Source organism: Tsukamurella sp. DT100 (assembly GCF_049844855.1).
In the GTDB taxonomy this organism is placed as follows: domain Bacteria; phylum Actinomycetota; class Actinomycetes; order Mycobacteriales; family Mycobacteriaceae; genus Tsukamurella.
Window position 1 is genome coordinate 239,827 of record NZ_JBNCLV010000005.1, and the last position, 25,626, is coordinate 265,452.

Below are 25,626 nucleotides of genomic sequence, written 5' to 3' on the forward strand. Positions count from 1 at the left end.
GTTCCCGCCATGCTACAACGCGGTAGCTTGCGGGTCTACGTCTATCACCCCGGCGTCACCCGACGACGAGGTTCTCCCCGTCGCGGCGCACGGGGACCGAGGCCAGCGCCGTTTTCGCGGGCCCGCCCTCGACCGCGCCCGTGCCGCCGTTGAACTTGCTCCCGTGCGCCGGGCACTGCAGGGACAGGCCGTCCTGCGCCGCCACGGTCACGCCCTGATGGGTGCACGCGGCGTCGAAGGCGACGAACGCTCCGTCGGTGGGCTGGGCGACCACGTAGGGCTTCGCGCCCGCGATCACCACGGCGCTCCCGACGGGCACCTGGGCAACGGGGATCCGGGCGCCGCCGCCCGGCGCCGTGCCGCCGCCGGAGGTGCCGTTCGACGAGGTGTCGTTCGCTGGAGTGGAGCCCGACGAGGAGTCGTCGGTCTTCGAGGTCGTTCCACAGGCCACCGCGACGGGCAGGATCGCGATACCGGGAAGGGCCGCGAGCACCGCGCGCCGCGTGGGGCAGAAGGTTGGCTGAGTTGTCTGCATCACAGGGTCCACTCTGCCAGCATTGATGCGTGCTCACCGAGATCGCGGGAATTCCGAGTCATCCGCTGTTGGTCCATGCCGCGGTGGTCCTGTTGCCGCTCGCCGCGCTGGCCCTCGTCGTCGCCGCGTGGTGGCCCGCGGCCCGCGCCCGGTTGGGCGTCGGATTGCCCGTGTTGGCGCTGGTCGCGGCGCTGGCGTGCTACCTCGCGAAGGAGTCGGGGGAGAAGCTGGAGCAGCGCCCGTCGATGGAGGGGATGCGCGAGCAGATCGCGGGCCACGAGACCCAGGGGACGGCCACGTTCCTGTGGTCGCTGGCGTTGCTCGTCGTCGCGGTCCTGGTGTGGGCCGGGTCCAGCCCGGCGGTCGCCTCCCGCGCCTCCGGGGCGACGGTGCTGTCCGGTCGCGCGGGGTCCGTCGTGTTGGGCGTGCTGTCGACGCTGGCCGCCGCCGCGTGCATCTGGGGCGTGATCGCCGCCGGGCACTCCGGCGCGACGATGGTGTGGTCCGGACTCTGAGTCGACCGGCCTCGGCCCGACGGGTCCGAGCTACGCCGGTCCGGTCTGCGTCGCGTGGGCCTGCGTGAGGAACTGGTAGCCGGCCGCGTTCGCGGTGATCCCGGCGCGCTCGTCCTCGGACAGCTCGCGCCGCACCTTGGCGGGCACCCCCGCGACCATCGAGCCGGGCGGCACCTCCATCCCCTGGGGGACCAGCGCGTTGGCGGCGATCAGGCTGCCGGCGCCGATCACCGCGCCGTTGAGCACGACCGCGCCCATCCCGATGAGCACGTCGTCGCCGACGGTGCAGCCGTGCACCACGGCGTTGTGTCCGATGGACACCCGCTCGCCGACGGTCAGCGGGAAGCCCGGGTCGGCGTGCATCGCCACGCCGTCCTGGACGTTGCTGTTCTCGCCGATGACGATGGGCGTCGTGTCGCCGCGGACCACGGCGCTGTAGAACACCCCGACGCCCGGCCCGAGCTCCACGTCGCCCACGACGGTGGCGGTCTCGGCCACCCACGCCGTCTCGGCGATGCGGGGCGTCTTGTCTGCGAACCGAGCGATCACTCGCGGCCTCCTCAGGCGATTCCAGTGGTGCCGAGGAGCTTACCCACGGCGTAGGTGACGGCCATCGCGATGAGGCCGCCGATCACGACGCGGGCCGTCGCGCGCCGGACGTCCGCGTCGCCCAGCCGCGCGGAGACGTAGCCGGTGAGCGCGAGCCCCACCAGCACGGCCAGCACGATGGCGAGGATCCGCTGCCCCTCGATGAGCGAGGCCAGGATCGGGATGCTCGCGCCCACGCTGAACGAGACGGCCGAGGACAACGCCGCCGCGACCGGACTGGTGAGGTTCTCCTCGTCGATGCCGAGCTCGGCGTCGAGGTGCGCCTGCAGCGGGTCGTTCGCCGTGAGCTCCTCGGCGACGAGGCGCGCCGTCGTGGGGGAGAGCCCCTTCTGCCGGTAGATCTGCTCCAGCTCGGCGAACTCGTCGTCGGGCATCTCCTTGAGCTCGGCCTTCTCCTTGGCGATGAGCGCGACCTCGGTGTCGCGCTGCGTGCTCACCGAGACGTACTCGCCGAGCGCCATCGACACCGCACCCGCGGTGAGGCCCGCGATGCCCGCGGTGAGGATCGCCGAGGACTCGCCAGTGGCCGCGGCCACGCCGATGACGATGCCCGCCGTCGAGATCAGCCCGTCGTTCGCGCCGAGCACGCCCGCCCGCAGCCAGTTGAGACGGTCCCCGATCGCGGCGTGGTGCGGCTCGAATTCGTGTGTGCCTTCACCGATCTGCTCAGCCATGGGAAGGAGTCTAGGTACGTTCGTGGCATGACTGCAGCGCAGATAGGACTTCCCCGTCGGCTCGCGGTCGGAGGGGGCGCACTCGCCGACTCCGGCCGCCTGGTCCGGGACCTCGGCTTCTCCCGACCGGTGGTCGTGACGGACGCCTTCCTCTCCGCGCAGGGCACCGTCGCTCGGCTGGTCGCGGCCCTGACCGACGCCGGCTGCGAGGTGTCGGTTTTCGACCGCACGGTGCCCGACCCGACCACCGATTCGCTCGCGCCCGGCCTCGCCGTGGTCCGCGAGCACGGCGCGGACTGCGTCATCGGCCTCGGCGGCGGCAGCCCCCTGGACACGGCGAAGGCCCTCGCGGTGCTCGCTGCGGGCGGCGGCACGATGCGGGACTACAAGGCCCCGACGGTCACCGTCGGGCCTGCGCTCCCGGTGATCGCGATCCCGACGACGGCCGGCAGCGGCAGCGAGGCCACGCAGTTCAGCATCATCACCGACAGCGCCAGCGACGAGAAGATGCTCTGCCCGGGGCCGGCGTTCCTGCCGGTCGCGGCGATCGTCGACTACGAGCTCACCCTGTCGATGCCCGCGCGACTCACGGCGGACACCGGCGTGGACGCCCTCACCCACGCGATCGAGGCGTACGTCAGCCGCAAGGCGAATCCGTTCGCCGACGGCTTCGCCCTCACCGCGATCTCGACGATCTCCGCCAACATCCGGGCCGTCTACGCCGACGGTGCCGACCGCCCGGCCCGCGAGGCGATGATGCTCGCCGCCACGCAGGCCGGTGTCGCCTTCTCGAACAGCTCGGTCGCGCTCGTGCACGGCATGAGCCGGCCGATCGGCGCACACTTCCATGTGGCGCACGGGCTCTCGAACGCGATGCTGCTGCCCGCGGTGATGCGCTTCTCCGTCGGCGCGGCGCCGGCCCGCTACGCGGACTGCGCCCGGGCGTACGGGCTGGCGGGCGACTCCGACCAGGCCCTCGCACAGGCGCTCGTCGGCGAGATCGAGCAGCTCTGCACCGACCTGGCGGTGCCCACGCCGCGCGCGTACGGCATCGACAAGGCGCGGTGGGACGAGCTGGCCCCGCTCATGGCGGAGCAGGCCCTGGCGTCGGGCTCACCCGGCAACAACCCGCGCGTCCCCGACGCCGCCGAGATCGTCGCCCTGTACGACGAGGTCTACGGCTAGGCGGCGGTCTCCGCCGCGGCGCTCGTGGCCTGCTCGGTCGCGTCGGGCTCGGAGACCTCGGCCGCCGGGGTCTCCGACGGTGCGACCTCGGTGGACGGGGCCTCGGGCGCGGGGGTCTCGGCCGGCGGGTCCGAGGGGGTCGACGGGACCGAGCCACCGGTGACTGGCTCCGGCGTCGCGCCCGGCTCGGTCGGGGGAGTCGACGGTGCGGGCACCACGGCGGTCGCCTGCTCCGTCGGCGCCACCGGCTCGACCGCGGGCGTCGTCATCTGCTCGCTGCTCGCGACCAGCTCGGCGACGGTGACCGCGTCGGGCCGTGCGGCGCCGTGCCGTGCGGGCGACGCGGCCCGGTCGTCCGGCGAGGAGACGGGCAGTCCGGGAATCAGGCCGGAGTCACCGGGCTCGGGCACCGGAATCAGTGCGTTCAGGAGCTGGTCGAACTCCTTCGGCACGTCGATGCCGTTGCGGCGCAGCATCCAGCCCCACGGATTCTCGCCCGTGTCGATCGACACCCACGTCGTGTTGTCCTCGGTCCACGTCCGCTTGACGGTGCCGTTCGCGTAGGTCTCGACGGTGACGGTGTTGCCGTTGCGGGTCTCGGTGCGGGTGCCGACGGGCGTCTCGGGAGTTGATCCCGGCGTGAAGGCCTCGCCGGTGATCGGGGAGTAGCGGCCGATGTTCTCCGCGGTGTAGACGGTGCCGTGCATCAGGAATCCCGGCGGGAAGTAGAACGCGGCGATCAGGGGGTTGACGCCCATCCCGCAGCCGAAATCGCCCTTGACGCAGATGCTGACGACCTTCGCGCCGGACGCGCCGTCGTTGTGGACGGGTCCGTTGTGGAGACCCGGGATCCCCGCGGGAATCAGGTTCCACGCACCGGAGCGGATGAAGCTCGGGCTGCCCTGCTCGATGACGGTGATTCCCGCGGTCCCGCCGGACGGCAGCGGGTGATCCTTTCCGTACCGCAGCACCGCGAGGCCCACGACGTCGGCGCCCTGGGAGATCGTGTAGATCACGACCTCCTCGTTCGGGTCCTGCTTCGCCGCGGTGATCGCGTCGACGGTGGCCGCCGCGCCGATGTCGTTCGACTGCGCGTAGGTGTGCTTGCCGTCGCTGCTGAGGGCGAAGCCGGGGAAGCCGATGCCGAAGACGGCGGGGTGCTGGACGAAGACCGGAGCGGGGCCGGTGTAGTCGCGGCCGATCCGGGCCCACTGGTCCTTGCCGGTCGGATCGCTGGCCCCGCCGACGACGATGATCGTCTTGGCCGCGACCTGCGCGAGGAAATCCGCACCGCCGCCGGTGAGGGCGAGCACGCCCGCGAGACCTGTTCCCGCCGCCGCGAGTGCGATCGGCCGGGGCTTGCGGAGGGCATGCCTCGCTGTCATCAGTTGCTCGCTTTCTCGAAGCAATGACGTGGGTCGTCGGTGCGCTGCTGATTGTGCCCGAAAATCGTTCCGGTGGAATGATTTCGTCGGATCTCACGGGAGGGCGACAGCGGCCCCGCCGTCCAGCGCGACGGCCGCCGCCCGCTGATCGCGGGCGACGGCCGTGACGACGCCGCTGTCGGCTATGCCAGGAGCTTCTCCATGCGGGCGATCTCCGCCTGCTGGCCGCTCTTGATCTGCTCGGCGAGCTTCCGGCTCTCCGGGTTGACGCCCTTCGCGAGCTCGGTGTCGGCCATGGCGATGGCGCCCTTGTGGTGGGCGATCATCATCGTGAGCCACTCGCGGTCGAACTCGGCGCCGCGGAGGGTGCCGAGCCTCTCCATCTGCGCGGGCGTCATCATCCCGTCCATGGCGTGCTCCATGGTGGCGCTGGGGGCGGGCTTGCCCCACTGCGCGAGCAGGCGGGTGAAAGCGTCCATCTCGGGCTGCTGCGCGCCCTGGACCTCGGCGGCGAGCTCGACGACCTCCGGGCGTGCCCCCTTGCCCTCGACGAGCTTGGCCATCTCGACGGCCTGGGCGTGGTGCGGGTACATCATCGTGGCGAAGTCGACGTCGGCGTCGTTGAACTGCGCGGTGACCGCACTGCTCGACGGGGCCGACGAGCCCATGCTGTGGCCGGCGTGGTCGGCGGCGCCGGTGGCGGTGGTGCTCGACGGGGCGGTATCGGTCGACGCGCCGGTGGTGCACGCGCCGATCAGGGACGCACCGACGGCGACGGCGGACAGCATGGTGGCGATACGGATACGTGAAACGGTCATGGTTGATCCCTCTACGGGTCTCGGAGTGTTCTGATGGGTCGGCTCAGCGCGCCGCGGCCGGGGCGGCCGCGCGCGGGCGTCGATCAGACTCGGAGAACGCAGAGTTGGGCGAGGTCGAACACCGTCCAGGACGGCGGACCCCGCGCGACGGCGGCGTGATCCGCCGGGGTGACGCGGGCGGCACCGTCGGCGAGGGGGAGGACCGCGACGAGCGGTGGCGCGCCGACCGTCTTGTGCACGACGACGGTGCCGGCGCAGTCGTGCGACTCGTGGTCGTGGACCGCATCGACGGTCTGCTTCTGCACCGAGGTGCCGTGATCGGCCCGGTCCATCGCGGTGCGCTCAGTCGCGGAATCGCGGGGCGCGCCGTGGTGCGTCGTCGACGCGGACGCCGCGGGCATCGACATGGGAGGCATGCCGAGGTGCATCAGGAGGACGGCGAGCGCGAGGAGCACGGCCGTGGTGGCCGCCGTCCATCCGCTCCGCATCGTCCGCACGGCCCGAATAATACCCCAGTGGGGTATTGGTCAGCGTTCGCGGAGCCGCACCTCGGCGAGGAGCTCGCGGGCGGCGGCGCGGGCTGCCGACGCATCGCCGGCGGCCACGGCGTCGATGACCGCGATGTGCGCGCACTCGTACGAGGTGGCGAATCCGACGGGGAACTCCTGGAGGTGCTCCTGCAGGACGGGCACCAGCGAGTCGTAGAACTCGAGGTAGATCGTGTTGTGACTGGCGGCGACCACGCCGCGGTGCATCGCGAGATCCGCCACGATGGCCTCCCGCTCGGCGCCGGATGCGACCTGCTCGGGCGCCCAGAGCCGGTTCCGGGCCTCGAGGAGGCGGCGCAGCTCGGCGACGTCGTCGTCGTCGCGGCGCTCCGCGGCGAGCCCGGCGGCGGTCACCTCGAGCGCCTCGCGAAGCTCGAGCAGGTCGGTGTCGCGCGCGGCGGAGAAGTAGTCACCCAGCGTGGAGGTGGCGCAGGCGGAGAGCACGTACGTGCCCGACCCCTGGCGCCGCTCCAGCATGCCGGCGTGCACGAGCGCCTGCACCGCCTCGCGGACGGTGTTGCGCGCCGTGCCGGTGAGCTCGCGGAGCTCGGTCTCCGTGGGTATGCGCCCGCCCACGGGCCATCGCCCGCTGGCGATCTCGCCGCGGAGCTGTTCTGTGACCTGCGCTATCAAGGTCTGCCTGCGTACCGGTTGCATCACAGTCATCCTATCCGGACGGAAACCGTCTTGCCGTCATACATCCATTCATCCTATGATTTGTGGCGACCGTAAGGAGGGCGAATGACCAGCATCGCGACCGAGCCGCAGGAGGCCGACCAGACCATGGTGCGATCCGTGAAGCAGGGGCGGCTGCTCGTACTGCTCGCGATCGTGCTGTTCGCGCTGACGCTGCGAACCGCGGTCACATCGCTCACGCCGCTGCTCACGCGGATCAGCGAGGACCTCCACTTCGGCGCGACGATCATCGGCGTCTTCGGCATGCTGCCCACCGCGATGTTCGCCGCGGCGGGCATCGTGACGCCGTTCCTGACGAGCCGGATCGGCCTCGAGCGCACGACGCTGGTGGCCGTCGTCGCGACCGCGATCGGCATCGGCGTGCGCTCCCTGATGGGCGGCACGCTCGGCCTGCTGGCGTTCTCATGCCTCGCGCTGATCGGCATGGGCATCGGCAACGTCGTGCTGCCGCCTCTGGTCAAGCGCTACTTCTCGGACAACGTCGCCGTGCTCAGCACCGCGTACCTCACCTGCGTCCAGCTGGGCACGATGGTGCCCGCGCTCACCGCGGTCCCGGTCGCTGACGCCTACGGCTGGCGCGTCTCGCTCGCGATCTGGGCGATCATCCCGATCGCCGCGTTCCTGCCCTGGCTCGGCATCGTCCTGGCCCGGCGCGGCCACGATGTGGAGGACGTGACCGGGGAGGCACCGTCGGAGCCGACGGGCCGGATCTGGCGCTCCCCGCTGGCCTGGGGCGCGGCCGCGATGTTCGGCATGACCTCGCTGAACACCTACGCGATGTTCACCTGGATCCCGACGATCCTCTCGGACTCCGGCGGCAGCGCCGCGCTCGGCGGCAACATGGTCGCGCTGTTCTCCGGCGTCGGCTTCCTGGCGACGCTGGTCGTGCCCGGCCTGTGCACCCGGATGGTGAACCCGTTCCCGCTGGTGATCGTGTTCCTCGGCTGCTTCGTCGTGGGCTTCCTGGGCCTGCTGTTCGCGCCGATGACCCTGACCTGGGTCTGGGTGATCGCGCTGGGGCTCGGCCCGACGACCTTCCCGATGGCGCTGACGCTGGTCAACCTGCGCACCCGCACGGGCGCCGGATCGGCCGCACTGTCCGGCTTCATGCAGGGCGTGGGCTACCTCGCGGCGTGCGCCGGCCCGCTCGGCTTCGGCCTGCTGCACGAGGCGACGCACGGCTGGACCGCGCCGTTCATGATGCTGTTCGCCTGCCTCGTGGTGCTCGGCCTCGGCGCCTACCAGGCGTGCAAGCCGCGCATGCTCGAGGACACCTGGAACTGATCTAGAACTTGCTGCTCCAGTAGTCCCAGAACTGCACCGCGATCAGCGTCAGCACGACGATGTACCAGAGCAGAACCAGGGCGGCGAGCCCCTGCTTGACCTGCTGGGTGGCCTTCGGGCCGAGCGCGGCGGCCACGGCGGTCGCGAGCACGATGGGCATGATCGTCCAGACGAGCATGCACCACAGGCACAGCGCGTGGATCACGAACAGGCTCGAGTAGATCAGGAAGATCACCAGGGCGAGGCCGGCGGCGGCGCCGATCGCGAGCCCGGTCCAGAACCACCGGGGGAGGTCGACGCCGCCCGCGGCGAGCACGCCGGCGACGATCACCACCGAGAACGCCGCGATGCCGATCAGCGGGTTGGGGAAGCCGAACACCGATCCCTGCCAGGACTGCATCACCGAGCCGCACGAGATCGTCGGGTCGAAGCTGCATCCGGGGACGAAGTTCGGGTCCTCGAGCAGCTTGATCTTGTCGATGGTCAGCATCGCCGAGGCCAACAGCCCCAGCACGCCGGTCACGAGCAGCAGGATTCCGGTGGTGCGACGGTTCTCGGTGGCCGGTGCGGCAGTCTCGGTGGTGGACACGTCAGCGATCGTATGCGAACGCGCTGTGGACTCGCTGTCAGCGGACCGCCGACCGGGACGTCAGCCCCCGATGTACGTGGCCAGATGCTCTCCCGTCAGGGACGAACGTCCCGCCACCAGGTCCGACGGGGTCCCCTCGAAGACGACCCGGCCACCGTCGTGCCCGGCACCCGGGCCGATGTCGATGATCCAGTCGCCGTGGGCCATCACGGCCTGATGGTGCTCGATCACGATGACCGACTTGCCCCCGTCGACGAGGCGGTCGAGCAGGCCGAGGAGTTGTTCGACGTCGGCGAGATGGAGGCCCGTGGTGGGCTCATCGAGGACGAGGACACCACCCTTGTCGCCCATGTGCGTCGCGAGCTTGAGCCGCTGACGCTCGCCGCCCGACAGCGTGGTGAGCGGTTGCCCGAGCCCGACGTAGCCCAGCCCCACGTCGTTGAGGTGGCCGAGGATCTTGTGCGCCGCCGGGATCTTCGCCTCGCCGGCGCCGAAGAACTCCTCCGCCTCGGCGACGGGCATGCTCAGCACCTCGCTGATGTTCTTCCCGCCGAAGTGGTACTCGAGCACGGCGGCCTGGAAGCGCCTCCCCTCGCACTCCTCGCAGGTGGTGGAGACGCCGGCCATGATGCCGAGGTCGGTGTAGATGACGCCCGCGCCGTTGCAGGCGGGGCAGGCGCCCTCGGAATTGGCGCTGAACAGGGCCGGCTTGACGCCGTTGGCCTTCGCGAAGGCCTTGCGGATGTGGTCCAGCAGGCCGGTGTAGGTGGCGGGATTGCTGCGCCGGCTGCCCTTGATCGGCGTCTGGTCGACGGTGACGACGCCCTCCCGCGGGCTGATCGAGCCGTGGATGAGCGAGCTCTTGCCCGAGCCCGCGACGCCGGTGACCACGACGAGCACGCCGAGCGGCACGTCGACGTCGACCTCCTGCAGGTTGTGCTCGGTCGCGCCGCGCACCTCGAGCACGCCCGACGGTGACCGCACCCCGTCCTTGAGGCGGGCCCGGTCGTCGAGGTGCCGCCCGGTGAGCGTGTCGGCCGCGCGCAGGCCGTCGACGCTGCCCTCGAAGACGATCTCGCCGCCCGCGGTGCCCGCCCTCGGGCCGAGGTCCACGACGTGGTCGGCGATCGCGATGGCCTCGGGCTTGTGCTCCACGACGAGGACCGTGTTGCCCTTGTCGCGCAGGCGCAGCAGCAGGCCGTTCATGCGCGCGATGTCGTGCGGGTGCAGACCGATGGTGGGCTCGTCGAAGACGTAGGTGATGTCGGTGAGCGAGCTGTTGAGGTGCCGGATCATCTTGGTGCGCTGGGCCTCGCCACCCGAGAGCGTCCCCGCGGGGCGGTCCAGGGACAGGTAGCCGAGGCCGATCTCGACGAAGGAGTCGAGGGTCTGCTGGAGGTTCTCGAGCAGCGGCGCCACCGACGGGTCGTCGACGCCGCGGATCCACGCGGCGAGCTCGTTGATCTGCATCGCGCAGCAGTCGGCGATGGACGTGCCTCCGATCTTCGAGGACCGCGCGAGCTCCGAGAGCCGGGTGCCGTCGCACTCCGGGCAGGTGCTGAACGCGACGGCGCGCTCGACGAAGGCGCGGATGTGCGGCTGCATCGCCTCGACGTCCTTCGACAGGAACGACTTCTGGATCTTGGGGATGATGCCCTCGTAGGTGAGGTTGATCCCCTCGACCTTGATCTTGGTCGGCTCCTTGTAGAGCAGGTCGTTCAATTCGCGCTTGGTGTACTTCGCGATGGGCTTGGCGGTGTCGAAGAAGCCGCTGCCGCGGTAGATGCGGCCCTGCCAGCCGTCCATGCTGTAGCCGGGAATGGTGAACGGGCCGTCGTCCAGGGACTTGGTGTCGTCGTACAGGGCGGTGAGATCGATGTCGGTCACGCTGCCCCGGCCCTCGCACCGCGGACACATGCCGCCCGTGATGCTGAAGCTGACCTTCTCCTTGACCTCGCGGCCGCCCTTGTCGTGTTTGACGGCGCCGGCGCCGCTGACCGAGGCGACGTTGAAGGAGTAGGCCTGCGGGGAGCCGATGTGCGGGTCGCCGAGCCGGCTGAACAAGATCCGCAGCATGGCGTTGGCATCGGTGGCGGTGCCCACCGTGGAGCGCGGGTCGGAGCCCATGCGCTCCTGTCCGACGATGATCGCGGTGGTCAGGCCGTCGAGGACGTCGACGTCGGGCCGCGCGAGCGTCGGCATGAACCCCTGCACGAAGGCGCTGTAGGTCTCGTTGATCAGCCGCTGCGACTCCGCGGCGATGGTGCTGAAGACGAGTGAGCTCTTACCCGACCCGGAGACACCGGTGAACACCGTCAGCCGGCGCTTGGGGAGCTCGATGCTGACGTCCTTGAGATTGTTCTCGCGCGCCCCGTGGACGCGGATCCTCTCGTGACTGTCGGCGGCGTGCGGGACGGACTGCGGCATGGACGCTCCTGATGACCTCGTACGGCAACCGCACCAGCGTACCGGCGTAATCGGCGCGGGACCCCGTCGAAGAGAAGAGCCGAGCACCCCTTGCAGGTGTGCTCGGCTCAGCGGACGGGGGAGTGTGTCACTCGTTGTACTGGGAGAGCGAGACCTCGCCCCACTTGTAGCGGTTGCCCGGGGTGAGGGTGGCGCGACCGAAGCCCTCGAGGTCCTCGAAGCCGCTCCAGTTGTCCCCACCGTCGGTGAGACCGAAGGCGTAGACGTCGGTGCCCAGCAGGTGCTGCACGCCCACGGTGTAGCCCTCGACGTTGGTGACCAGCATCGGCATGCGGTGCATGTCGACCATGAGGTCGTTGTCCTCGGGGTTGAACGAGATCAGCTTCTCGCCGGAGGTGGAGAGCTGCCACTTGATCTTGTCGACGGGGCCGTCCTTCGTGGAGAAGTCCAGCAGCTCCGCGAGGCGGAGCGCGCAGTCGGCACTGTAGGTCGCGATCAGCGAGCCCGTCTGGCGCACCCGGCCTTCACGCTCGACTCGCTGTGCGCGCTGCTCCTCGTCGTGCTTGCGGACGAGTTCTTGAGCGCGCTTGAGGACGGAGAGGTCATCATTGGTCATGGTGTTAACAATAGCGTTATCCGACCACCGATGGTTAATGTTCCCCACAGGAGGCCGCGTGTCGCCAGCAGATTCTCCTGTGAGCCTGTGTCGACCGCCGATGGGGTGCCGCATGCGGGTCGCCGCGGCATGCGCGAATCGGTTACCGGCCGTGGCGATCTGACGGAAGTTCACGAGCGAGCCGCGGTGCGCGGCGCGCCGGGCCGCCCGGGGATCCGGCGCATTGTCGATCATGTCAATCAAATCGATCATGCGTGAAATTGAATCTATGGCCATCTGGCGCGTATCGGAACTGGCCAGCGCAGAGGTCGGGCGGGCGAGACTGAGGCCGGGAAGGCGGAACTGCACGGTCTCTTCGAGCGAAACATCGCCCCGCGGAGCGGCCACGACTTCCTCATGACTATGCCTACCCATAATTCCTCCTTGCCCACACGAACAAATTCCCCATTCGTCCGCGGTTCAACGTGCGCCACAAGACTAGGAGAGAAGGGCTTGCTATTGCAATAGGCACGGTCGAGTGTCCATTTCCGCCATTGTTGAGAAGTTCTCGGAGCGACGCCGAACGAAGGCTCGAACCCGACGCGGGCCCGCTGCACATATTTACGTCACAGTGACGTAATCGCGTGTGGCGCCGCCCGGGCCGGCGCACAGAGAGAGTGACTCCGCGGCGTCACCGAGTGCGCCGTCGCAAGCTCGAGGCGGGCGACAGCCAAGAGGCCAGCCCGGGCGCCACGTCGCTAAGACTGCGGTCGGCCAACGAAGCCGATGGGACGAGCTCGCGGCATGCGAGCGGACGATGGGTCCAGTCGTCCAGATAAAGCGCTGGCCGACGCACGTAGCGGTGGACGAGTTCACCATTGCCGGTGGACCCCGCGCCGACGCGCAACGGATCGAATCGTCGGGCGCTTGGCCGAACCACCCCGATTCGCCGATAATCTACATTATGACATTACGAGCGTTGGTATTACGCCGTCGAGCGTTGAGGCCTCACTGCCTGCCGCCATCCCCCAGGCTGGTGCGAAACAGGTCACGCAGCAGTGCGATCTCCGCACCGTGGTGAATCAGTTCCCGCTGGGTGTGGAGCACGACCGCCAGCGTGGACCACTCGGCGAACATGTCACCCGGCGGTCCCGCAGGAGCCGCGAGACCGCCGAGTCCGAGTTCCTCGACCCCGCAGATCCAAGCCCCGTACGCACCGTCGAGCCGGTCCAGCGCACGCTCCGGTGCCTCTGGGTAACGGTACGAGGCGAAATGAACCGTCGGGCCGCCGAACCGCTGCAGGCCGCTTTCGAGAAGGAACACCAGGTGTCCCAACCTCCACGCGATCGTGGTCACGGGAGCCGGCTCCGGCGGAGGGATCGTGAAGTCGGCGACGAATCCGTCCTCAGCGGAACGCACGGACCACATCCCCTCGACCGGCTCCCAGAAGTACTCAGCCTCCGTCATGCCGTCCAAGCGGGGGCGCAACTGCCGGGCCCAGTGAACCTCGATCTGCGCACGGATCTCTGCATTCCAATCGATTGCCACGCGTGCGATCCTGACCCGAGGCACAGGGTGACGGCAACGGAATTCCCGAACGCCCCGTCCACTCGCCGTCCGCTCGACCTACAGACGATCGGACGGACCCCCACCGGGCTCCAGGAGTTCGGCCCGCAGAGCCTCGACTCGGGCCGCGATGTCGTCGCGGACGAGGCGCATCCGCTCGATACCGTCGATGCCCCGCTCGGAGGGCTCGTCGGTGTCCCAGGTGACGAGTCGTACCCCCGCGGGCGGCTCGACGACCGCTTCGCGGCCGAGGACGACCACCAGATCCACGCGCGCGAGCACCTCGGGGTCGATCGCCTTCGGCGTCTCCCCGGTGATGTCGACGCCGACCTCGGCCAGGGATTCGGCGGACAGGCCGTTGACCGCGCTGCCCGGCTCCGTCCCCGCCGAGTGGACTTCGACGGCATCGCTCGCGGTCTTGCGCATCAGTCCGGCGGCCATCTGGGACTTGCCACCGTTCTTCACGCACACGAACAGCACGCTCGGCGTGTTGGTGTCGTTGTCGGGCATCAATTCACACTCCTGGACTGGTCGACTGCGGTCCCGCCGGCCGGCGGACTCGGGGGGAATCGCCTCCGGAGCGCCAGGGAGACGTACACGAGCCCGACGAGCACCGGGACCTCGATGAGCGGCCCGACGACGCCGGCCAGCGCCTGGCCGGAGGTCGCGCCGTAGGTGGCGATCGCGACGGCGATCGCGAGCTCGAAGTTGTTGCCCGCCGCGGTGAAGGCCAGCGTGGTGGTGCGCTCGTAGCCGAGCCCCATTGCGGCGCCGAGCAGGTACCCGCCGCCCCACATCACGGCGAAGTACACCAGGAGCGGCAGCGCGATCCGCGCGACGTCCCACGGGCGGGAAGTGATCTGCTCCCCCTGCAGCGCGAACAGGACGACGATCGTGAACAGCAGCCCGTAGAGCGCCCACGGCCCGATCCTGGGCAGGAACGTCGATTCGTACCAGTCGCGGCCCTTGGCCTTCTCCCCGATCCGGCGCGACAGGTAGCCGGCGAGCAGCGGGATGCCGAGGAAGATCAGCACCGACTTCGCGATCTGCCAGGGCGAGGTACTGATCGTCGTCTGCTCCAGGCCGAGCCAGCCGGGCAGGATCGACAGGTAGAACCAGCCGAGAACCGCGAACATGATCACCTGGAACACCGAGTTCAGCGCGACGAGCACCGCCGCCGCCTCCCGATCGCCGCACGCCAGGTCGTTCCAGATGATCACCATCGCGATGCAGCGCGCCAGACCGACGATGATCAGCCCGGTGCGGTACTCGGGCAGGTCGGGCAGGAAGATCCACGCGAGGGCGAACATCAGCGCAGGTCCGAGGACCCAGTTCAACAGCAACGAACCGAGCAGCAGCTTGCGGTCGCCGGTCACGGTGTCGAGGCGGTCGTAGCGGACCTTCGCCAGCACCGGGTACATCATGATCAGCAGCCCGAGTGCGATCGGCAGGGAGACACCGTCGACCTGGATCTTCTCCAGCGCGGTGTTCAGGCCCGGGATCATCCGGCCGAGCAGCAGGCCGACGACCATGGCGACGCCGATCCACACCGGCAGGAATCGGTCGAGGGTGGAGAGCTTGCCGACGACCGGCTGGTGCCCGACGGTCGACGCGGTACCCGTCACGCGAGCGCCTCGACCGGGGCACCGGACCCGGTGGACTGCAGAACGCCGGCGAGCGACGACAGGACCTCCGGGACGACTCGGTAGTACACCCACGAGCCACGGCGCTCGGATTCCACCAGGCCCGCGGTCTTGAGGACTTTGAGGTGATGCGAGATCGTCGGTTGCGAGACGTCCACTGCCGGCGAGATGTCGCACACGCACGCCTCGCCACCCTCATGGCTGGCGATCAGGCTGAACAGGCGCAGCCGTATCGGGTCGGCCAGGGCTTTGAACATCGTCGCGAGGTCGGCGGACTGCCCCTCCGACAGTGGCTCACGGATCAGCGGTGAGCACCGCACGGTAACGTCGGCGAGCGGAAGTGGATTCGACACACATCGATATTGACAGATATCGATTCCAGAGACAATCCTCGAACGATCAGCAGCAGTTCGACGACGCCGGAGCACAGCAGGCCGCCGTCGGCGTGCCGGCCGCCGGCGCCACCTCCGGAACCGGGGCGCCGTCGAAGGTCTCGGCGTCGGCGAGGACCGTGTAGACCTCCCAGCGCTCGGCGTCGGGGGCCGTGACCCAGACCTTGTCCTGGGTGGCGAAACAACAGGTCGCGCCGATCTCCTCCTCGGTGAACAGCTGCCCCTCGGCGAGACGCGCGATCTCCGCGTGCACCTTCTCACTGGAATCGACCTCGATACCGAGATGATTGATGCTGCCGCCCTGTCCGGGGTTCTCCAGCAGCACCAGCTTGAGCGGCGGCTCGGCGATGGCGAAGTTGGCGTAGCCGGGCTTGACCTTCGCCGGTCCGGTGCCGAACAGCGTGGTGTAGAACGCGATCGACTGATCGAGGTCGTCGACGTTGAGGGCGAGCTGGACGCGGGACATGAGAACCTCCGATAATTCGACATACATCTAACTGTTTCGCGTTCAGTTCTAGACGACCCTTTGACATATGTCAACAAGTAGGTAGATTGAGGCGTATGCCCAAGACGCTCCCCGTGGTCGACATCAGCGCCCCCATCTGCTGCGCCCCGCTGGCCGCCGGGGCGATGGACGCCGATGCGGCGCTCGAGCTGGCTCTGCGCCTCAAGGCACTCGCCGACCCCGCGCGGATCCAATTGATCTCGATCCTCATGGGCGCCCGTCCGGGCGCCGTGAGCACGGGCGACCTCGCCGACCTCGTGAACCTGTCTCCGGCGACCGTCAGCCACCACCTCGGCCAACTCAAGAAGGCCGGGCTGGTCAGCTCGGAACGTCGCGGCATCAACGTCTTTCACCGTGCGGAAGCCGGAGCTCTCGAGGCCCTCCGCGGCGTCCTCGCTACCTGCTGCTAGCCCGTCGACTCGCCACGCGGACACACGGCCCACGACGATACGGAGGCGGCACATGGCCGAATTGATCTATCCGACGAACGTCTCGCTCGACGGCTTCATCGAGGACGAGGACGGCCGCTTCGACTGGCTACCCGGCGACGACGACGTCTTCGCCGCGCACACCGAGCTGATGCGGTCCGCCGGCACGCTGCTCTACGGGCGGCGCCTCTACGAGATGATGGCGGTCTGGGAGACCGATCCCGCGCTCGCCGGACGGTCCCCCGCGGCGGCCGCGTTCGCTACGGCCTGGCAGGCGCCGACCAAGGTCGTCTACTCGACGAGCCTGACGGCAAGTTCGACCGCGAACACCCGGATCGAGCGGGCCTTCGATGCCGAGCAGGTGCGCGCGCTGAAGGCCGCCGCCGACCGTGACCTCCTCATCGGCGGCGCCGACCTCGCCGCCCAGGCGTTCGCGGCCGGCCTGATCGACGAGGTGCAGCTGTACGTCCTGCCGATCGTCGTGGGCGGCGGCAAGCCCGGACTCCCCACCGGGATGCGCGTCGGCCTGGATCTGCTCGACCAGCGGCGCTTCGACAGCGGCGTCGTCCTCCTCCGCTACTCCCCCAGCAGCCGCTGAACGAAGACCGCCACGACGTCCGTCGACACCGACGGATCCGTAGCGCGCTGCATACCCAGCCCGAGAATGAGGCTGAACAGCCCCAGCGCCAGCGTCTCGGCATCCACCGGCAGCGCCAGCCCGTGCGCGGCCTCCAGCTCTCTGACCAGCGTCGCGGTCGCCGCGCGGATACGCGCGTAGCGCGACGCGGTCGCCGCCATCTGGCCGCCGTCCTCCGTGTTGGTCGCCGCGACCGCCATCTCGAGCCGGAACCACGCCCGGTCCCCCACGATCGTCCGCCCCCACGCGTCGACGGAGGCGATCACCGCGGCGAGCCCGTCGTCCCGCGCCGCCTCAGCCAGCGCCAGCACCCGATCGGTCTCCCGCTCGTACAGGGCGTCGATCACCGCGCTCCCCAGCGCGACCTTGCCGGCGAAGTTCGAGTACACCGCGCCCCGGGTGAAGCCGGCGTGGGTCGCGACCGCCTCCAGCGAGGTCGCCGTGAACCCGTCGCGGAGGAACAGTTCGGTCGCCGACGCCACAATCAGCTCGCGCGTGCGGACCTGAGCCTCCGCTCTCGACAATCGTTGCATCCGGCCATCCTATCGGGATACAGTCCGTATTCGAATACTAACTGTATCTGAAATGAGGCGTCCGACGTGCCCGATGCACCGCTCCCCCTCGCTCCGCACCACGAGGTCGTCATCGTCGGCGCCGGGTTCTCCGGCCTCGGCACCGCGATCGCCCTGGCCCGGGCGGGATTCGACGACGTGCTCCTCGTCGACGATGCCGCGGGTCCCGGCGGCACGTGGCACTGGAACACCTACCCCGGCGTCGCCGTCGACATCCCGTCGTTCAGCTACCAGTTCTCCTTCGCGCAGCGCTCGACGTGGTCGCGCAGCTACGCGCCCGGACGGGAACTGCGCGCCTACGCCGAGCAGATCGTCGACGAGTACGACCTCGCGCCGCGCCTCCGGTTCGGCACGCGCGTCCATGCCGCGTCCTTCGACGAGGCGACCGCTCGCTGGACGATCGCGACCAGCACGGGCGAGATCACGGCCCGCTGGCTGATCCACGCGGGCGGCCCGCTGAGCCAGCCGAAGCTCCCCGAGATCGACGGCATCGACTCCTTCGAGGGCGAGACGATGCACACGAGCCGGTGGAACCACGACGTCACGACGGCGGGCAAGCGTGTCGGCATCATCGGCACCGGTGCCACCGCCGTGCAGGTCATTCCCGAGATCGCCCCCGCGACCGAGCGACTCACCGTCTTCCAGCGCACCCCGATCTGGTGCCTCCCCAAGCCCGACTTCCCGCTCGGCCGCGTCGGCCGCACCGGCCTGGCCGCGATCCCCGGCGTCCGGCAGGCGGCCCGGCTCGCCAGCCAAGCGTTCGTGGAGGCCACCTTCCCCGTACTCGCCCACTTCCACAAGTGGATCCCCGGCACCGACGTCCTCGAGGTCGCGGCGCGCAACTACATCCGGACGCAGGTCTCCGATCCCGCGACGCGCGAGAAGCTCACGCCCACCTACGCGCTCGGCTGCAAGCGGCCGAGCTTCCACAACTCGTACCTCTCGACCTTCAACCGCGAGAACGTCGTGCTCGAGACCACGTCGATCGAGGCCGTCACGCCAGCCGGGATCCGCACCGCCGACGGCGTGGAGCACCCGCTCGACGTGCTCATCCTCGCGACCGGCTTCAAGGTCACCGACCGCGACGCGCTCCCGACGTACCGGCTGACCGCCGCCGACGGCACCGACCTCGCCGAGCACTGGGAAGAGGGACGATTCCACTCGTACCAGGGCGTCGCGACGGCGGGCTTCCCGAACTTCTTCACCGTCTTCGGGCCCTACGGGTACAACGGATCCTCGTTCTTCACCCTGGTCGAGAACAGCGCCGCGCACATCGTCCGGGTGCTCGAAGAGGCCCGGCGCCGCGCCGCGACCACCGCCGAGGTCACGACGGCCGCCCAGGAGTCGTACATGAACTCGATCCTGGCCCGCGGACCGCTGCAGGTGTTCTCGAATCCCAGCTGCGCGGGCGCCAACAGCTACTACTTCACCAAGCAGGGCGACGTCCCGTTCCGGGCCTCCACGACCGTCGAGGCGGCGTGGCACAGTCGCCGCTTCCCCCTCACCGACTACGCCTTCGCGGGCTGACGAACCACCACCAAGGAGAACCGCACATGAACCTCGACCTCGCCGGCCGGACCGTCGTCATCACCGGAGCCGCGCGCGGCATCGGCCTCGGGACCGCGAAAGCCGCCGCGGCGCGCGGCGCCCGGGTCGCCGTGCTCGACCTCCGACAGGAGGACGTCGACGCCGCCGCCGCTGAGATCGGCGACGGCGCGATCGGCCTCGCGGCCGACGTCACCGACCGCGCCGGGCTCGCCGACGCGTTCACGGCCGTCGCCGATCGCTTCGGCGCGATCGACGTGGTGGTCGCGAACGCGGGCATCGCACCGCGCGGGGCGACGGTGCAGGGCATGGCCCCCGAGGAGTTCGACCGGGTGCTCGCCGTCAACCTGCACGGCGTCTACAACACGGTGCTGGCCGCGATGCCGCACGTCCTGAAGACCGGCGGACACCTCCTGCTCACGTCCTCGGTGTACGCCTTCGTCAACGGCGTCGGCGTCTCCCCCTACGCGGTGGCGAAGGCCGGCGTCGAGCAGCTCGGGCGCGCGCTGCGCGTCGAGCTCGCGCCCTACGGCGCGACGGCCGGCGTCGTCTACTACGGCTTCGTCGACACCCACATGGTCAAGGTCGGATTCGACGAGGATCCGCTCGCCTCCGCGGTGACCGACCTGCTGCCCTCGTTCCTGACCGCCCGGATCACGCCGGAGCAGGCCGGGGAGAGTACCGTCCGCGGAATCGAGCGCCGGGCCGCGCGAACGATCGCGCCCGCCCGCTGGACCGGCTACAGCCTCCTGCGCGGGCTCATCAACCCCGTCCTCGACGTGATCACCGCCCATCATCGCCCGGTCGTCGAGCTGGTCCTCGCGCTCGACGTCCGATCGCGCGCCGGCCGGGCGGCGGAGCCCGCGACGGCCGAGTGATCGGCGCTGAGGGCCGCGGCTCTCAGTGGTCGCGCAGGTCTGCGATCAGGGACGCCTTGCGCTTCGACGAGTAGCCCGAGAGGCCGAGCTCCTTCGCCCTCGCCCTGAGTTCCTCGACGGTCCACTCCTCGTAGGGGCGAGAGCGACCGCCGGCGGCGCCGACCGCGGACCGACCCCGGTTCGCGGCGGCGTTCGCGATCCGCGCCGCCTTCTCCTTCGAGTCCCCCTTGTCGCGGAGCTCTTCGTACAGTTCACCGTCCTTCACGGACGGCCCCGGGTTCTTCTTCGCCATGCTTCCGACCGTACGCCGCGAGCGAGATGCACACCACAGCGTGCAGCGCCGAGTTCGCGTAGACATACTGAATGCAGCTAACGATCGAAGCACTCCCTCAGGCCCGGCCGGTCGACTCGCTGAGCACACGGCGCACCGTGCTGGCCGGAGCACTACTGACCGCCACGCTGATCTACTTCCTCGCCGAGCTGATCGTCGCGCGACAGTGGGCCCGCCCGTACAGCTGGTCCCACAACATGATCAGCGACCTGGGCGTTCCCGAGTGCCTCGGCGACCTCAGCCGCGACGGCGGTCTGGCGGTCTCGGACCGCTTCGTCTGCTCGCCCTGGCACCCGCTCATGAACATCACGTTCGTGGCGGTCGGCGCGCTCGGAATCGCGGCGGCGATCGCACTGCGCCCGCTCCTCCCCCGCCGCTGGGACACCGCCGCCGTCGCCCTCGCGACGGTCAACGGCGTCGCACTGGCGTGCGTGGGCCTCTTCCCCGGGAGCGCGGGCGAGTTCCCGGGCGGGCCGCAGTCGCGCATCATCGTCCATCCGATCGCGGCGTACGTCGAGCACGTGAGCGGGATGGCGCTGATGACGCTCGCCGCACTCCTGCTGCTCCGTTCGCGCGCCCGGGTCGCCGCGATCACAGTCGCCTGCATCGCGGTCTCCGGGCTGGCCGCCCTGATCATCCCGTGGGCGAACCCCCTCGGCGCGGGCGGCACGGAGCGGGCGGCGATCGACCCGTTCCTGTGGTGGCGCTGCGCCCTGGGTATCGCCCTGCTCGTGACCGCGCGGCGGGCGCTCCTGCGCCCGACGCCGGAACCGGCCTTGACCTGAATCTTTATTGAGGTCCTACCGTCGAAGACACCCGACGAGAGGACATCCGATGCTCACCACGATCCGGCCCGACCTGCACGAGACCCCGACCTACTCCCCGTTCCCGGGACTCACGACCCACGCCTACCTCTGGACGCCCCGGACCGGCGGGAACGTCCTGTTCTACTCCCCCGGCGACGACGCCGACTTCGGAGACATCGCCGAGCGCGGCGGCGTCGCCCACCAGTACCTCAGCCACCAGGACGAGGCGGGTCCGATGCTGGGCGCGATCGCCGAGCGCTTCGGCGTCGTCCTGCACGCGCCGCAGCGGGACCTCGACGGCATCGCCGAGCACGCCACCCCGGGCGTCCTCCTCGCCGACCGGACCGTCGACGCGAACGGCGTCGAGATCATCCCGACCCCCGGACACACGCCCGGGAGCACGTCCTTCGTCGTCACCGGGTCCGACGGTGCGCGCTACCTGTTCACCGGCGACACCCTGTACCGGGGCGCGGACGGGCGGTGGAACGCCGGTTACATCCCCGGCATGAGCGACGGGGAGCAGTTGCTCGCCAGCCTGGAGGTGCTCGGCGGCCTCGAACCCGACCTCGTCGTCTCCAGCGCCTTCGCGGGCGGATCCGGGACGCGCGCCGTCGATCCCGCGACGTGGCGGCGCACCGTCGCCGAGACGGCCGAGCGGCTCGCGACCGGCGTCCTGGCCCGCTGAGCACGTCGGCGCCGGCGCCTCCTACAGCCCGGCCGGGACCACCTTGCCGTTGACGGTGACCTCGACCTTCTTGGTCTGGGTGTTGAAGGTGATCTTCCCGTGTTCGAAAGTGGTCTGCTTGACCGCGCCCGACGTGGTCTCGTCGCTGGTCACGGCGCCCAGCGGCCCCGCGGAACCGTTCGCCCCGCTCGGGGAGGGCGTGCCGTCCGGGCCGCGCTCGATGTTCCACGCGTCCCGGATCCGGCCCCAGGTGATGTAGGCCGGCGTGCCGGCGGCGGCGTTCTTCGCGGTGATGACGCCGCCCTTGAACTGCTGGAAGATCACGCCGCTGTCGCGGGTCCCGGCGTTGTGATCGCCCGTCAGGACCACGCCCAGCGCGGTGCGTTGCGCCTGCGTCGCGGCCGAGTACTTCGCGGCGATCGGGCCGGTCAGCGTCACGTCGCTGCCGTCGGCCCCCTTGACCTTCACCGCGCCGGGCTGGGCCTTCGCCGAGGAGCCGGCCACAGTGGAGGCGCGGGACGCCGCGGCAGAGGACGACGCCGCGGACGGCCCTGTCGACGCCCCGCCGGACGCCGCCGCTGCGGACGTCGTCGACGCCACCGCCGCCGAGGTGGCGGCCACGTCCTCGCTCGGGCCGCTGTTCCCGCACCCCGCAGCGATCAGGGTTGCGGCCGCGAGGCCTGCGACGACGCCGATGGTCCGTCGAGCTGCGTTCTTCCTCATGGGTCCTTCCGGTGGTGCTCCGAGTCGACCGAGCGGTGCTTCCAGAACCGCTCGTGACCCGACGTAACCACATCCCGGCGCTGCGGACCGGCGCTTTCACTCACCCATCGGACGTCGCGTCCGTCGCCGCGAACCGCACCGACGATCCGAGCGGCAGCTGCGCGAGCCGGTCCAGGTGGTGCTCCGCCACGACGGCGAGCACCGGATAGCCGCCGGTCGTCGGGTGGTCGACGACGAAGACGACCGGCTCGCCAGACGGCGGGACCTGGATCGCGCCGGACACGAGCGCCTGACTCTGCACCTCGCCGTCGGCGCGCGCGAGCGGTGTACCGGCGAGCCGGACGCCGACGCGGTCGCTCTGCGGCGTGACCTCCCACGACTCGTCGAGAAGGTGCGCCCAGGCGCCGCCGGGGAACAGGTCCGCGTCGGGCCCGGGAACAACGTCGAGCACCGTCGGGCTACTCCCGTCCGGGAGGGTGGGCAGGGCTTCGGGCTCCCCGACGACCGTGCGCGGCGCGCGGCCGACGGGCAGCACGTCGCCGGCGGCGACCGGCGCGGGCCCGAGGTGCGCGAGGACGTCCGTGCTGCGGCTGCCGAGTACCGCGGGGACGTCGACACCGCCCCGCACGGCGACGACGACGCGCAGGCCCGCCGTCACCGGGCCGACCTCGAGGAGATCACCGTCGTCGAGGGCGAAGGGACGACCGCGCTCGACGGTGCGCCATCGCCCGTCCGGCGATTCGACGACGAGAGCGGCCTCAGCGCCGGTCACGGCGACCACCTGCTCCCCCGCGGCGACGAGTTCCATCCCGCCCCCGGCGTTCTCGATCCCCGCGGTCCCGGCGGGGTTGCCGACGAGCCGATTGGCCTGCCGCAGCGCACCGCGATCCGCGGCGCCCGACCGGGTGACGCCGATCGCGGCGCGCCCCGGCCGCCCGAGGTCCTCGACGAGGCTCTGCAGCCCCGTCTCCCGCACGACGAGCCCCCGGCCCGCGCGCGGCGCGGGCGGGCGCGGCGGCGTCCCCACCGGGACCTCGATGCGCGCGCGGACCGCGGTGAACCGCACGCGCGCGCCCGGGACGAGCAGCGCGGGCGGGTCGCGGTCGAGGGACCAGAGCTCGGCGTCGGTGCGGCCGATCAGCTGCCAACCGCCGGGCGAGGTGCGCGGGTACACCGCGCTGTACTCCCCCGCCAGCCCGACGGCGCCGGCCGGCACCCGCACGCGCGGCGAGGCCCGCCGCGCGATCTCCGGCCCCGGCTCCGTCGAGCGGAGGTAGGCAAAACCGGGCGCGAAGCCGAGGAAGCCGACGTGCCAGGCGCGCGCGGTGTGCATCCGCACGACGCCCGCCTCGTCGGTGCCGAGCTGCTCGGCGACGTCGCGCAGGTCCTCGCCGTCGTAGACGACGCCGATCTCGACCAGCGGCCCGTCCAGGGTGATGACGTCCGGCGGCGGCATTTCCGCGAGCAGGCGCTCGCCCTCCGCCGCCGACCCGGCACCGTCGAAGACGACGGTGACGGTCTCGCCCCCGGCGACGAGCTCGCGCTGCCCGGGGAGCGGCTCGGCGGCGAGGCGGGCGCGCAGCGGTTCGACGGTGCCGGGCGTGACCCGGACGCGCACGGCGCGGGCGCCGAGGCGGCGGACGTCAGCGGGGAGCATCGACACCGTCCGGGGCGTCGGCGAGCAGCTCCAGCTCCTCCTCGGGGTCGGGGTCGCGGCCGAGCGCCATGCCCGCGACCGTGGCGACGGCGGTCACGGCGACGTAGACCGCGATGATCACCCAGGAATCGGTCCAGCGGAACAGCACGGTGAAGATGAGCGGCGCCATGCCGCCGCCGACGACGCCGGCGAACGTGTAGGCGAGGGAACTGCCCACGTAGCGCAGCCGCGCGGGGAACTGCTCGGTGATGAACGCCGCCTGCGGGCCGTACATCAGCGCGTGCAGCGACATCCCGACGACGACGCCGAGAGTCAGCAGGACGCGGCTGCCGGACTGGATCATGAGGAACAGCACCGGGACCCACGCCGCGGTGAGGACCGCGCCGACGCCGTAGACGAGGCGGCGGTTGAACCGGTCGGTGAGCGCACCGGCGAGCGGCATGGCGAAGACCTGCACCGCCGATCCGGTGAGCACCGCCGTCAGCACGTGGCTGGTCGGGAAGTCCAGTTCCTTCGTGGCGTAGCTGGCGAGGAAGACGGTGAGCAGCGAGTACAGCACGTCGGGGCAGATCCGCGAGAGCGCCGCGGCGAGCAGCGCCCGCGGGTGCCCGCGCAGCACCTCGGAGATCGGGGCCTTCGGCTGCTCCGCGCGCTCGGCGATGGCCTGGAAGACGGGCGTCTCCTCCAGCTTCAACCGGATCATGAGGCCGAACACGACGAGCACGGCCGAGAGCAGGAAGCCGATGCGCCAGCCCCAGTCCCGGAAGGCGTCCTCGGTGAGCAGGGCCGCGACCAGGGCGAGCACGCCGTTCGCCATGAGATTGCCGACGGGCACGCCGATCTGGGCCGCGGACGCCCAGAAGCCGCGCTTGCGCGGGTCGCCGAACTCGCTGGAGAGCAGCACCGCGCCGCCCCACTCGCCGCCGACGCCGACGCCCTGCGCGAACCGCAGCAGCACGAGGATCGTGGGGGCGATCACGCCGATGGTGCCGTAGCTCGGCAGCACGCCGATGAGCACCGTCGCGACGCCGATCAGGAGGAGCGTCGCGACCAGGACGTTCTTGCGCCCGATGCGATCGCCGAGCCGGCCGAAGACGACCCCGCCGATGGGCCGGGCGAAATAGCCGACGGCGAAGGTGGAGAACGAGAGGAGCAGCCCGATGAACGGATCCTCCGCGGGGAAGAAGACGTGCGGGAAGACGAGCGCGGACGCGACGGAGTACAGCGCGAAGTCGTAGTACTCGAGGGACGTGCCGGTCAGGCTGGCGATGTACGCCTTGACGGCGCCCTTCTGCACGGCGCCCTGCTCGGGCTGATCAGTGGACATGGACGGTCTCTTCTCGGTGAGCGGTCGGCGCTGATGTGATCCACACCATAGACGATTGTTGAACAATCTGT

The 25,626-nt window shown here is 70.5% G+C and carries 30 protein-coding genes; 10 read left to right on the forward strand and 20 right to left on the reverse strand.

Annotated features, from left to right (window positions below; all coding sequences use genetic code 11):
• Positions 1 to 55 precede the first annotated feature (55 nt).
• Positions 56 to 535 (reverse strand): Rieske (2Fe-2S) protein, encoded by a 480-nt coding sequence (locus ACLQ3K_RS14300; RefSeq protein ID WP_224647189.1) that lies wholly within the window; start codon positions 533 to 535, stop codon positions 56 to 58.
• Between the two features lie 29 nt (positions 536 to 564).
• Between ACLQ3K_RS14300 and ACLQ3K_RS14305 the strand changes: the two genes are divergently transcribed.
• Positions 565 to 1,050: a hypothetical protein gene (locus tag ACLQ3K_RS14305; RefSeq protein WP_426000142.1), complete on the forward strand. Its 486-nt coding sequence runs from the start codon at positions 565 to 567 to the stop codon at positions 1,048 to 1,050.
• Between the two features lie 30 nt (positions 1,051 to 1,080).
• On the opposite strand, the gene ACLQ3K_RS14310 is transcribed toward ACLQ3K_RS14305, so the two are convergent.
• Positions 1,081 to 1,599, reverse strand: a complete 519-nt coding sequence (locus ACLQ3K_RS14310) for a gamma carbonic anhydrase family protein (RefSeq protein WP_224647102.1) — start codon at positions 1,597 to 1,599, stop codon at positions 1,081 to 1,083.
• A gap of 11 nt (positions 1,600 to 1,610) precedes the next feature.
• Positions 1,611 to 2,333 (reverse strand): VIT1/CCC1 transporter family protein, encoded by a 723-nt coding sequence (locus tag ACLQ3K_RS14315; protein WP_224647101.1) that lies wholly within the window; start codon positions 2,331 to 2,333, stop codon positions 1,611 to 1,613.
• Positions 2,334 to 2,360: 27 nt separating this feature from the next.
• Here ACLQ3K_RS14315 and ACLQ3K_RS14320 point away from each other — a divergent pair, with 27 nt between their 5' ends.
• On the forward strand, positions 2,361 to 3,518 hold the full coding sequence (locus tag ACLQ3K_RS14320; protein WP_426000145.1) for an iron-containing alcohol dehydrogenase: 1,158 nt from the start codon (positions 2,361 to 2,363) through the stop codon (positions 3,516 to 3,518).
• Here the strand turns inward: ACLQ3K_RS14320 and ACLQ3K_RS14325 are convergent.
• From ACLQ3K_RS14325 to ACLQ3K_RS14340, 4 genes are all read right to left on the reverse strand, one after another.
• Positions 3,515 to 4,903, reverse strand: coding sequence for a hypothetical protein (locus ACLQ3K_RS14325; protein ID WP_426000147.1), 1,389 nt, complete (start codon positions 4,901 to 4,903; stop codon positions 3,515 to 3,517). The genes ACLQ3K_RS14320 and ACLQ3K_RS14325 overlap by 4 nt on opposite strands.
• 182 nt (positions 4,904 to 5,085) lie before the next feature.
• Positions 5,086 to 5,721, reverse strand: coding sequence for a DUF305 domain-containing protein (locus tag ACLQ3K_RS14330; RefSeq protein ID WP_426000149.1), 636 nt, complete (start codon positions 5,719 to 5,721; stop codon positions 5,086 to 5,088).
• Positions 5,722 to 5,804: 83 nt separating this feature from the next.
• Entirely contained in the window at positions 5,805 to 6,209 is a 405-nt protein-coding gene (locus tag ACLQ3K_RS14335) for a DUF6153 family protein (RefSeq protein ID WP_426000443.1), read from the reverse strand.
• 39 nt (positions 6,210 to 6,248) lie between these two features.
• A complete protein-coding gene (locus ACLQ3K_RS14340; RefSeq protein WP_426000151.1) occupies positions 6,249 to 6,926 on the reverse strand; it encodes a FadR/GntR family transcriptional regulator in 678 nt (225 codons plus the stop codon).
• An 84-nt stretch (positions 6,927 to 7,010) separates the two neighbouring features.
• Here ACLQ3K_RS14340 and ACLQ3K_RS14345 point away from each other — a divergent pair, with 84 nt between their 5' ends.
• Entirely contained in the window at positions 7,011 to 8,249 is a 1,239-nt protein-coding gene (locus tag ACLQ3K_RS14345; RefSeq protein WP_426000153.1) for a CynX/NimT family MFS transporter, read from the forward strand.
• Position 8,250: 1 nt separating this feature from the next.
• Here the strand turns inward: ACLQ3K_RS14345 and ACLQ3K_RS14350 are convergent, their stop codons facing one another.
• From ACLQ3K_RS14350 to ACLQ3K_RS14360, 3 genes are all read right to left on the reverse strand, one after another.
• Positions 8,251 to 8,838, reverse strand: a complete 588-nt coding sequence (locus ACLQ3K_RS14350; RefSeq protein WP_426000155.1) for a vitamin K epoxide reductase family protein — start codon at positions 8,836 to 8,838, stop codon at positions 8,251 to 8,253.
• A 60-nt stretch (positions 8,839 to 8,898) separates the two neighbouring features.
• Positions 8,899 to 11,265 (reverse strand): ATP-binding cassette domain-containing protein, encoded by a 2,367-nt coding sequence (locus tag ACLQ3K_RS14355; protein ID WP_426000157.1) that lies wholly within the window; start codon positions 11,263 to 11,265, stop codon positions 8,899 to 8,901.
• A 127-nt stretch (positions 11,266 to 11,392) separates the two neighbouring features.
• Positions 11,393 to 11,881, reverse strand: a complete 489-nt coding sequence (locus tag ACLQ3K_RS14360) for a hypothetical protein (protein ID WP_426000159.1) — start codon at positions 11,879 to 11,881, stop codon at positions 11,393 to 11,395.
• Positions 11,882 to 11,968: 87 nt separating this feature from the next.
• Here ACLQ3K_RS14360 and ACLQ3K_RS14365 point away from each other — a divergent pair, with 87 nt between their 5' ends.
• Complete coding sequence (locus tag ACLQ3K_RS14365) at positions 11,969 to 12,139, forward strand: hypothetical protein (RefSeq protein WP_426000161.1); 171 nt, start codon at positions 11,969 to 11,971, stop codon at positions 12,137 to 12,139.
• A 729-nt stretch (positions 12,140 to 12,868) separates the two neighbouring features.
• On the opposite strand, the gene ACLQ3K_RS14370 is transcribed toward ACLQ3K_RS14365, so the two are convergent.
• The 5 genes from ACLQ3K_RS14370 to ACLQ3K_RS14390 all read right to left on the reverse strand — a co-directional run bounded on the left by ACLQ3K_RS14370 (position 12,869) and on the right by ACLQ3K_RS14390 (position 15,927).
• On the reverse strand, positions 12,869 to 13,402 hold the full coding sequence (locus ACLQ3K_RS14370) for a DinB family protein (protein WP_426000445.1): 534 nt from the start codon (positions 13,400 to 13,402) through the stop codon (positions 12,869 to 12,871).
• A gap of 84 nt (positions 13,403 to 13,486) precedes the next feature.
• The gene (locus tag ACLQ3K_RS14375; RefSeq protein WP_336670239.1) at positions 13,487 to 13,936 is read right to left on the reverse strand and encodes a low molecular weight phosphatase family protein; all 450 of its coding nucleotides are present in this window, start codon (positions 13,934 to 13,936) and stop codon (positions 13,487 to 13,489) included.
• Positions 13,936 to 15,051 (reverse strand): ACR3 family arsenite efflux transporter, encoded by a 1,116-nt coding sequence (arsB, locus tag ACLQ3K_RS14380; protein ID WP_426000163.1) that lies wholly within the window; start codon positions 15,049 to 15,051, stop codon positions 13,936 to 13,938. The genes ACLQ3K_RS14375 and arsB overlap by 1 nt, the downstream gene beginning before the upstream one ends.
• Positions 15,048 to 15,422, reverse strand: coding sequence for a metalloregulator ArsR/SmtB family transcription factor (locus tag ACLQ3K_RS14385; RefSeq protein ID WP_426000165.1), 375 nt, complete (start codon positions 15,420 to 15,422; stop codon positions 15,048 to 15,050). Before ACLQ3K_RS14385 ends, arsB begins: the two co-directional genes overlap by 4 nt.
• Before the next feature lie 46 nt (positions 15,423 to 15,468).
• Positions 15,469 to 15,927 (reverse strand): ArsI/CadI family heavy metal resistance metalloenzyme, encoded by a 459-nt coding sequence (locus tag ACLQ3K_RS14390; protein WP_426000167.1) that lies wholly within the window; start codon positions 15,925 to 15,927, stop codon positions 15,469 to 15,471.
• 95 nt (positions 15,928 to 16,022) lie between these two features.
• Between ACLQ3K_RS14390 and ACLQ3K_RS14395 the strand changes: the two genes are divergently transcribed.
• Complete coding sequence (locus ACLQ3K_RS14395; protein ID WP_426000169.1) at positions 16,023 to 16,376, forward strand: Rv2640c family ArsR-like transcriptional regulator; 354 nt, start codon at positions 16,023 to 16,025, stop codon at positions 16,374 to 16,376.
• 52 nt (positions 16,377 to 16,428) lie between these two features.
• Positions 16,429 to 16,992 (forward strand): dihydrofolate reductase family protein, encoded by a 564-nt coding sequence (locus ACLQ3K_RS14400; protein WP_426000171.1) that lies wholly within the window; start codon positions 16,429 to 16,431, stop codon positions 16,990 to 16,992.
• On the opposite strand, the gene ACLQ3K_RS14405 is transcribed toward ACLQ3K_RS14400, so the two are convergent.
• Positions 16,971 to 17,564 (reverse strand): TetR family transcriptional regulator, encoded by a 594-nt coding sequence (locus ACLQ3K_RS14405; RefSeq protein ID WP_426000173.1) that lies wholly within the window; start codon positions 17,562 to 17,564, stop codon positions 16,971 to 16,973. The two genes, ACLQ3K_RS14400 and ACLQ3K_RS14405, sit on opposite strands and share 22 nt — an antisense overlap.
• A 66-nt stretch (positions 17,565 to 17,630) precedes the next feature.
• Here ACLQ3K_RS14405 and ACLQ3K_RS14410 point away from each other — a divergent pair, with 66 nt between their 5' ends.
• Positions 17,631 to 19,130: a flavin-containing monooxygenase gene (locus ACLQ3K_RS14410; RefSeq protein ID WP_426000175.1), complete on the forward strand. Its 1,500-nt coding sequence runs from the start codon at positions 17,631 to 17,633 to the stop codon at positions 19,128 to 19,130.
• A gap of 26 nt (positions 19,131 to 19,156) precedes the next feature.
• The gene (locus tag ACLQ3K_RS14415; RefSeq protein WP_224647080.1) at positions 19,157 to 20,026 is read left to right on the forward strand and encodes a short-chain dehydrogenase/reductase; all 870 of its coding nucleotides are present in this window, start codon (positions 19,157 to 19,159) and stop codon (positions 20,024 to 20,026) included.
• A 22-nt stretch (positions 20,027 to 20,048) separates the two neighbouring features.
• On the opposite strand, the gene ACLQ3K_RS14420 is transcribed toward ACLQ3K_RS14415, so the two are convergent.
• A complete protein-coding gene (locus ACLQ3K_RS14420; RefSeq protein ID WP_224647078.1) occupies positions 20,049 to 20,318 on the reverse strand; it encodes a DUF7218 family protein in 270 nt (89 codons plus the stop codon).
• Between the two features lie 71 nt (positions 20,319 to 20,389).
• Here ACLQ3K_RS14420 and ACLQ3K_RS14425 point away from each other — a divergent pair, with 71 nt between their 5' ends.
• Both ACLQ3K_RS14425 and ACLQ3K_RS14430 read left to right on the forward strand, forming a co-directional pair.
• A complete protein-coding gene (locus ACLQ3K_RS14425; RefSeq protein ID WP_426000177.1) occupies positions 20,390 to 21,142 on the forward strand; it encodes a DUF998 domain-containing protein in 753 nt (250 codons plus the stop codon).
• A 49-nt stretch (positions 21,143 to 21,191) separates the two neighbouring features.
• Complete coding sequence (locus ACLQ3K_RS14430; RefSeq protein ID WP_426000179.1) at positions 21,192 to 21,848, forward strand: MBL fold metallo-hydrolase; 657 nt, start codon at positions 21,192 to 21,194, stop codon at positions 21,846 to 21,848.
• Positions 21,849 to 21,869: 21 nt separating this feature from the next.
• Here the strand turns inward: ACLQ3K_RS14430 and ACLQ3K_RS14435 are convergent, their stop codons facing one another.
• The 3 genes from ACLQ3K_RS14435 to ACLQ3K_RS14445 all read right to left on the reverse strand — a co-directional run bounded on the left by ACLQ3K_RS14435 (position 21,870) and on the right by ACLQ3K_RS14445 (position 25,555).
• Complete coding sequence (locus ACLQ3K_RS14435) at positions 21,870 to 22,571, reverse strand: LGFP repeat-containing protein (protein WP_426000181.1); 702 nt, start codon at positions 22,569 to 22,571, stop codon at positions 21,870 to 21,872.
• Positions 22,572 to 22,671: 100 nt separating this feature from the next.
• Positions 22,672 to 24,228: a 5-oxoprolinase/urea amidolyase family protein gene (locus tag ACLQ3K_RS14440; RefSeq protein ID WP_426000183.1), complete on the reverse strand. Its 1,557-nt coding sequence runs from the start codon at positions 24,226 to 24,228 to the stop codon at positions 22,672 to 22,674.
• Complete coding sequence (locus ACLQ3K_RS14445; protein WP_426000185.1) at positions 24,215 to 25,555, reverse strand: MFS transporter; 1,341 nt, start codon at positions 25,553 to 25,555, stop codon at positions 24,215 to 24,217. Before ACLQ3K_RS14445 ends, ACLQ3K_RS14440 begins: the two co-directional genes overlap by 14 nt.
• Positions 25,556 to 25,626: the final 71 nt, after the last annotated feature.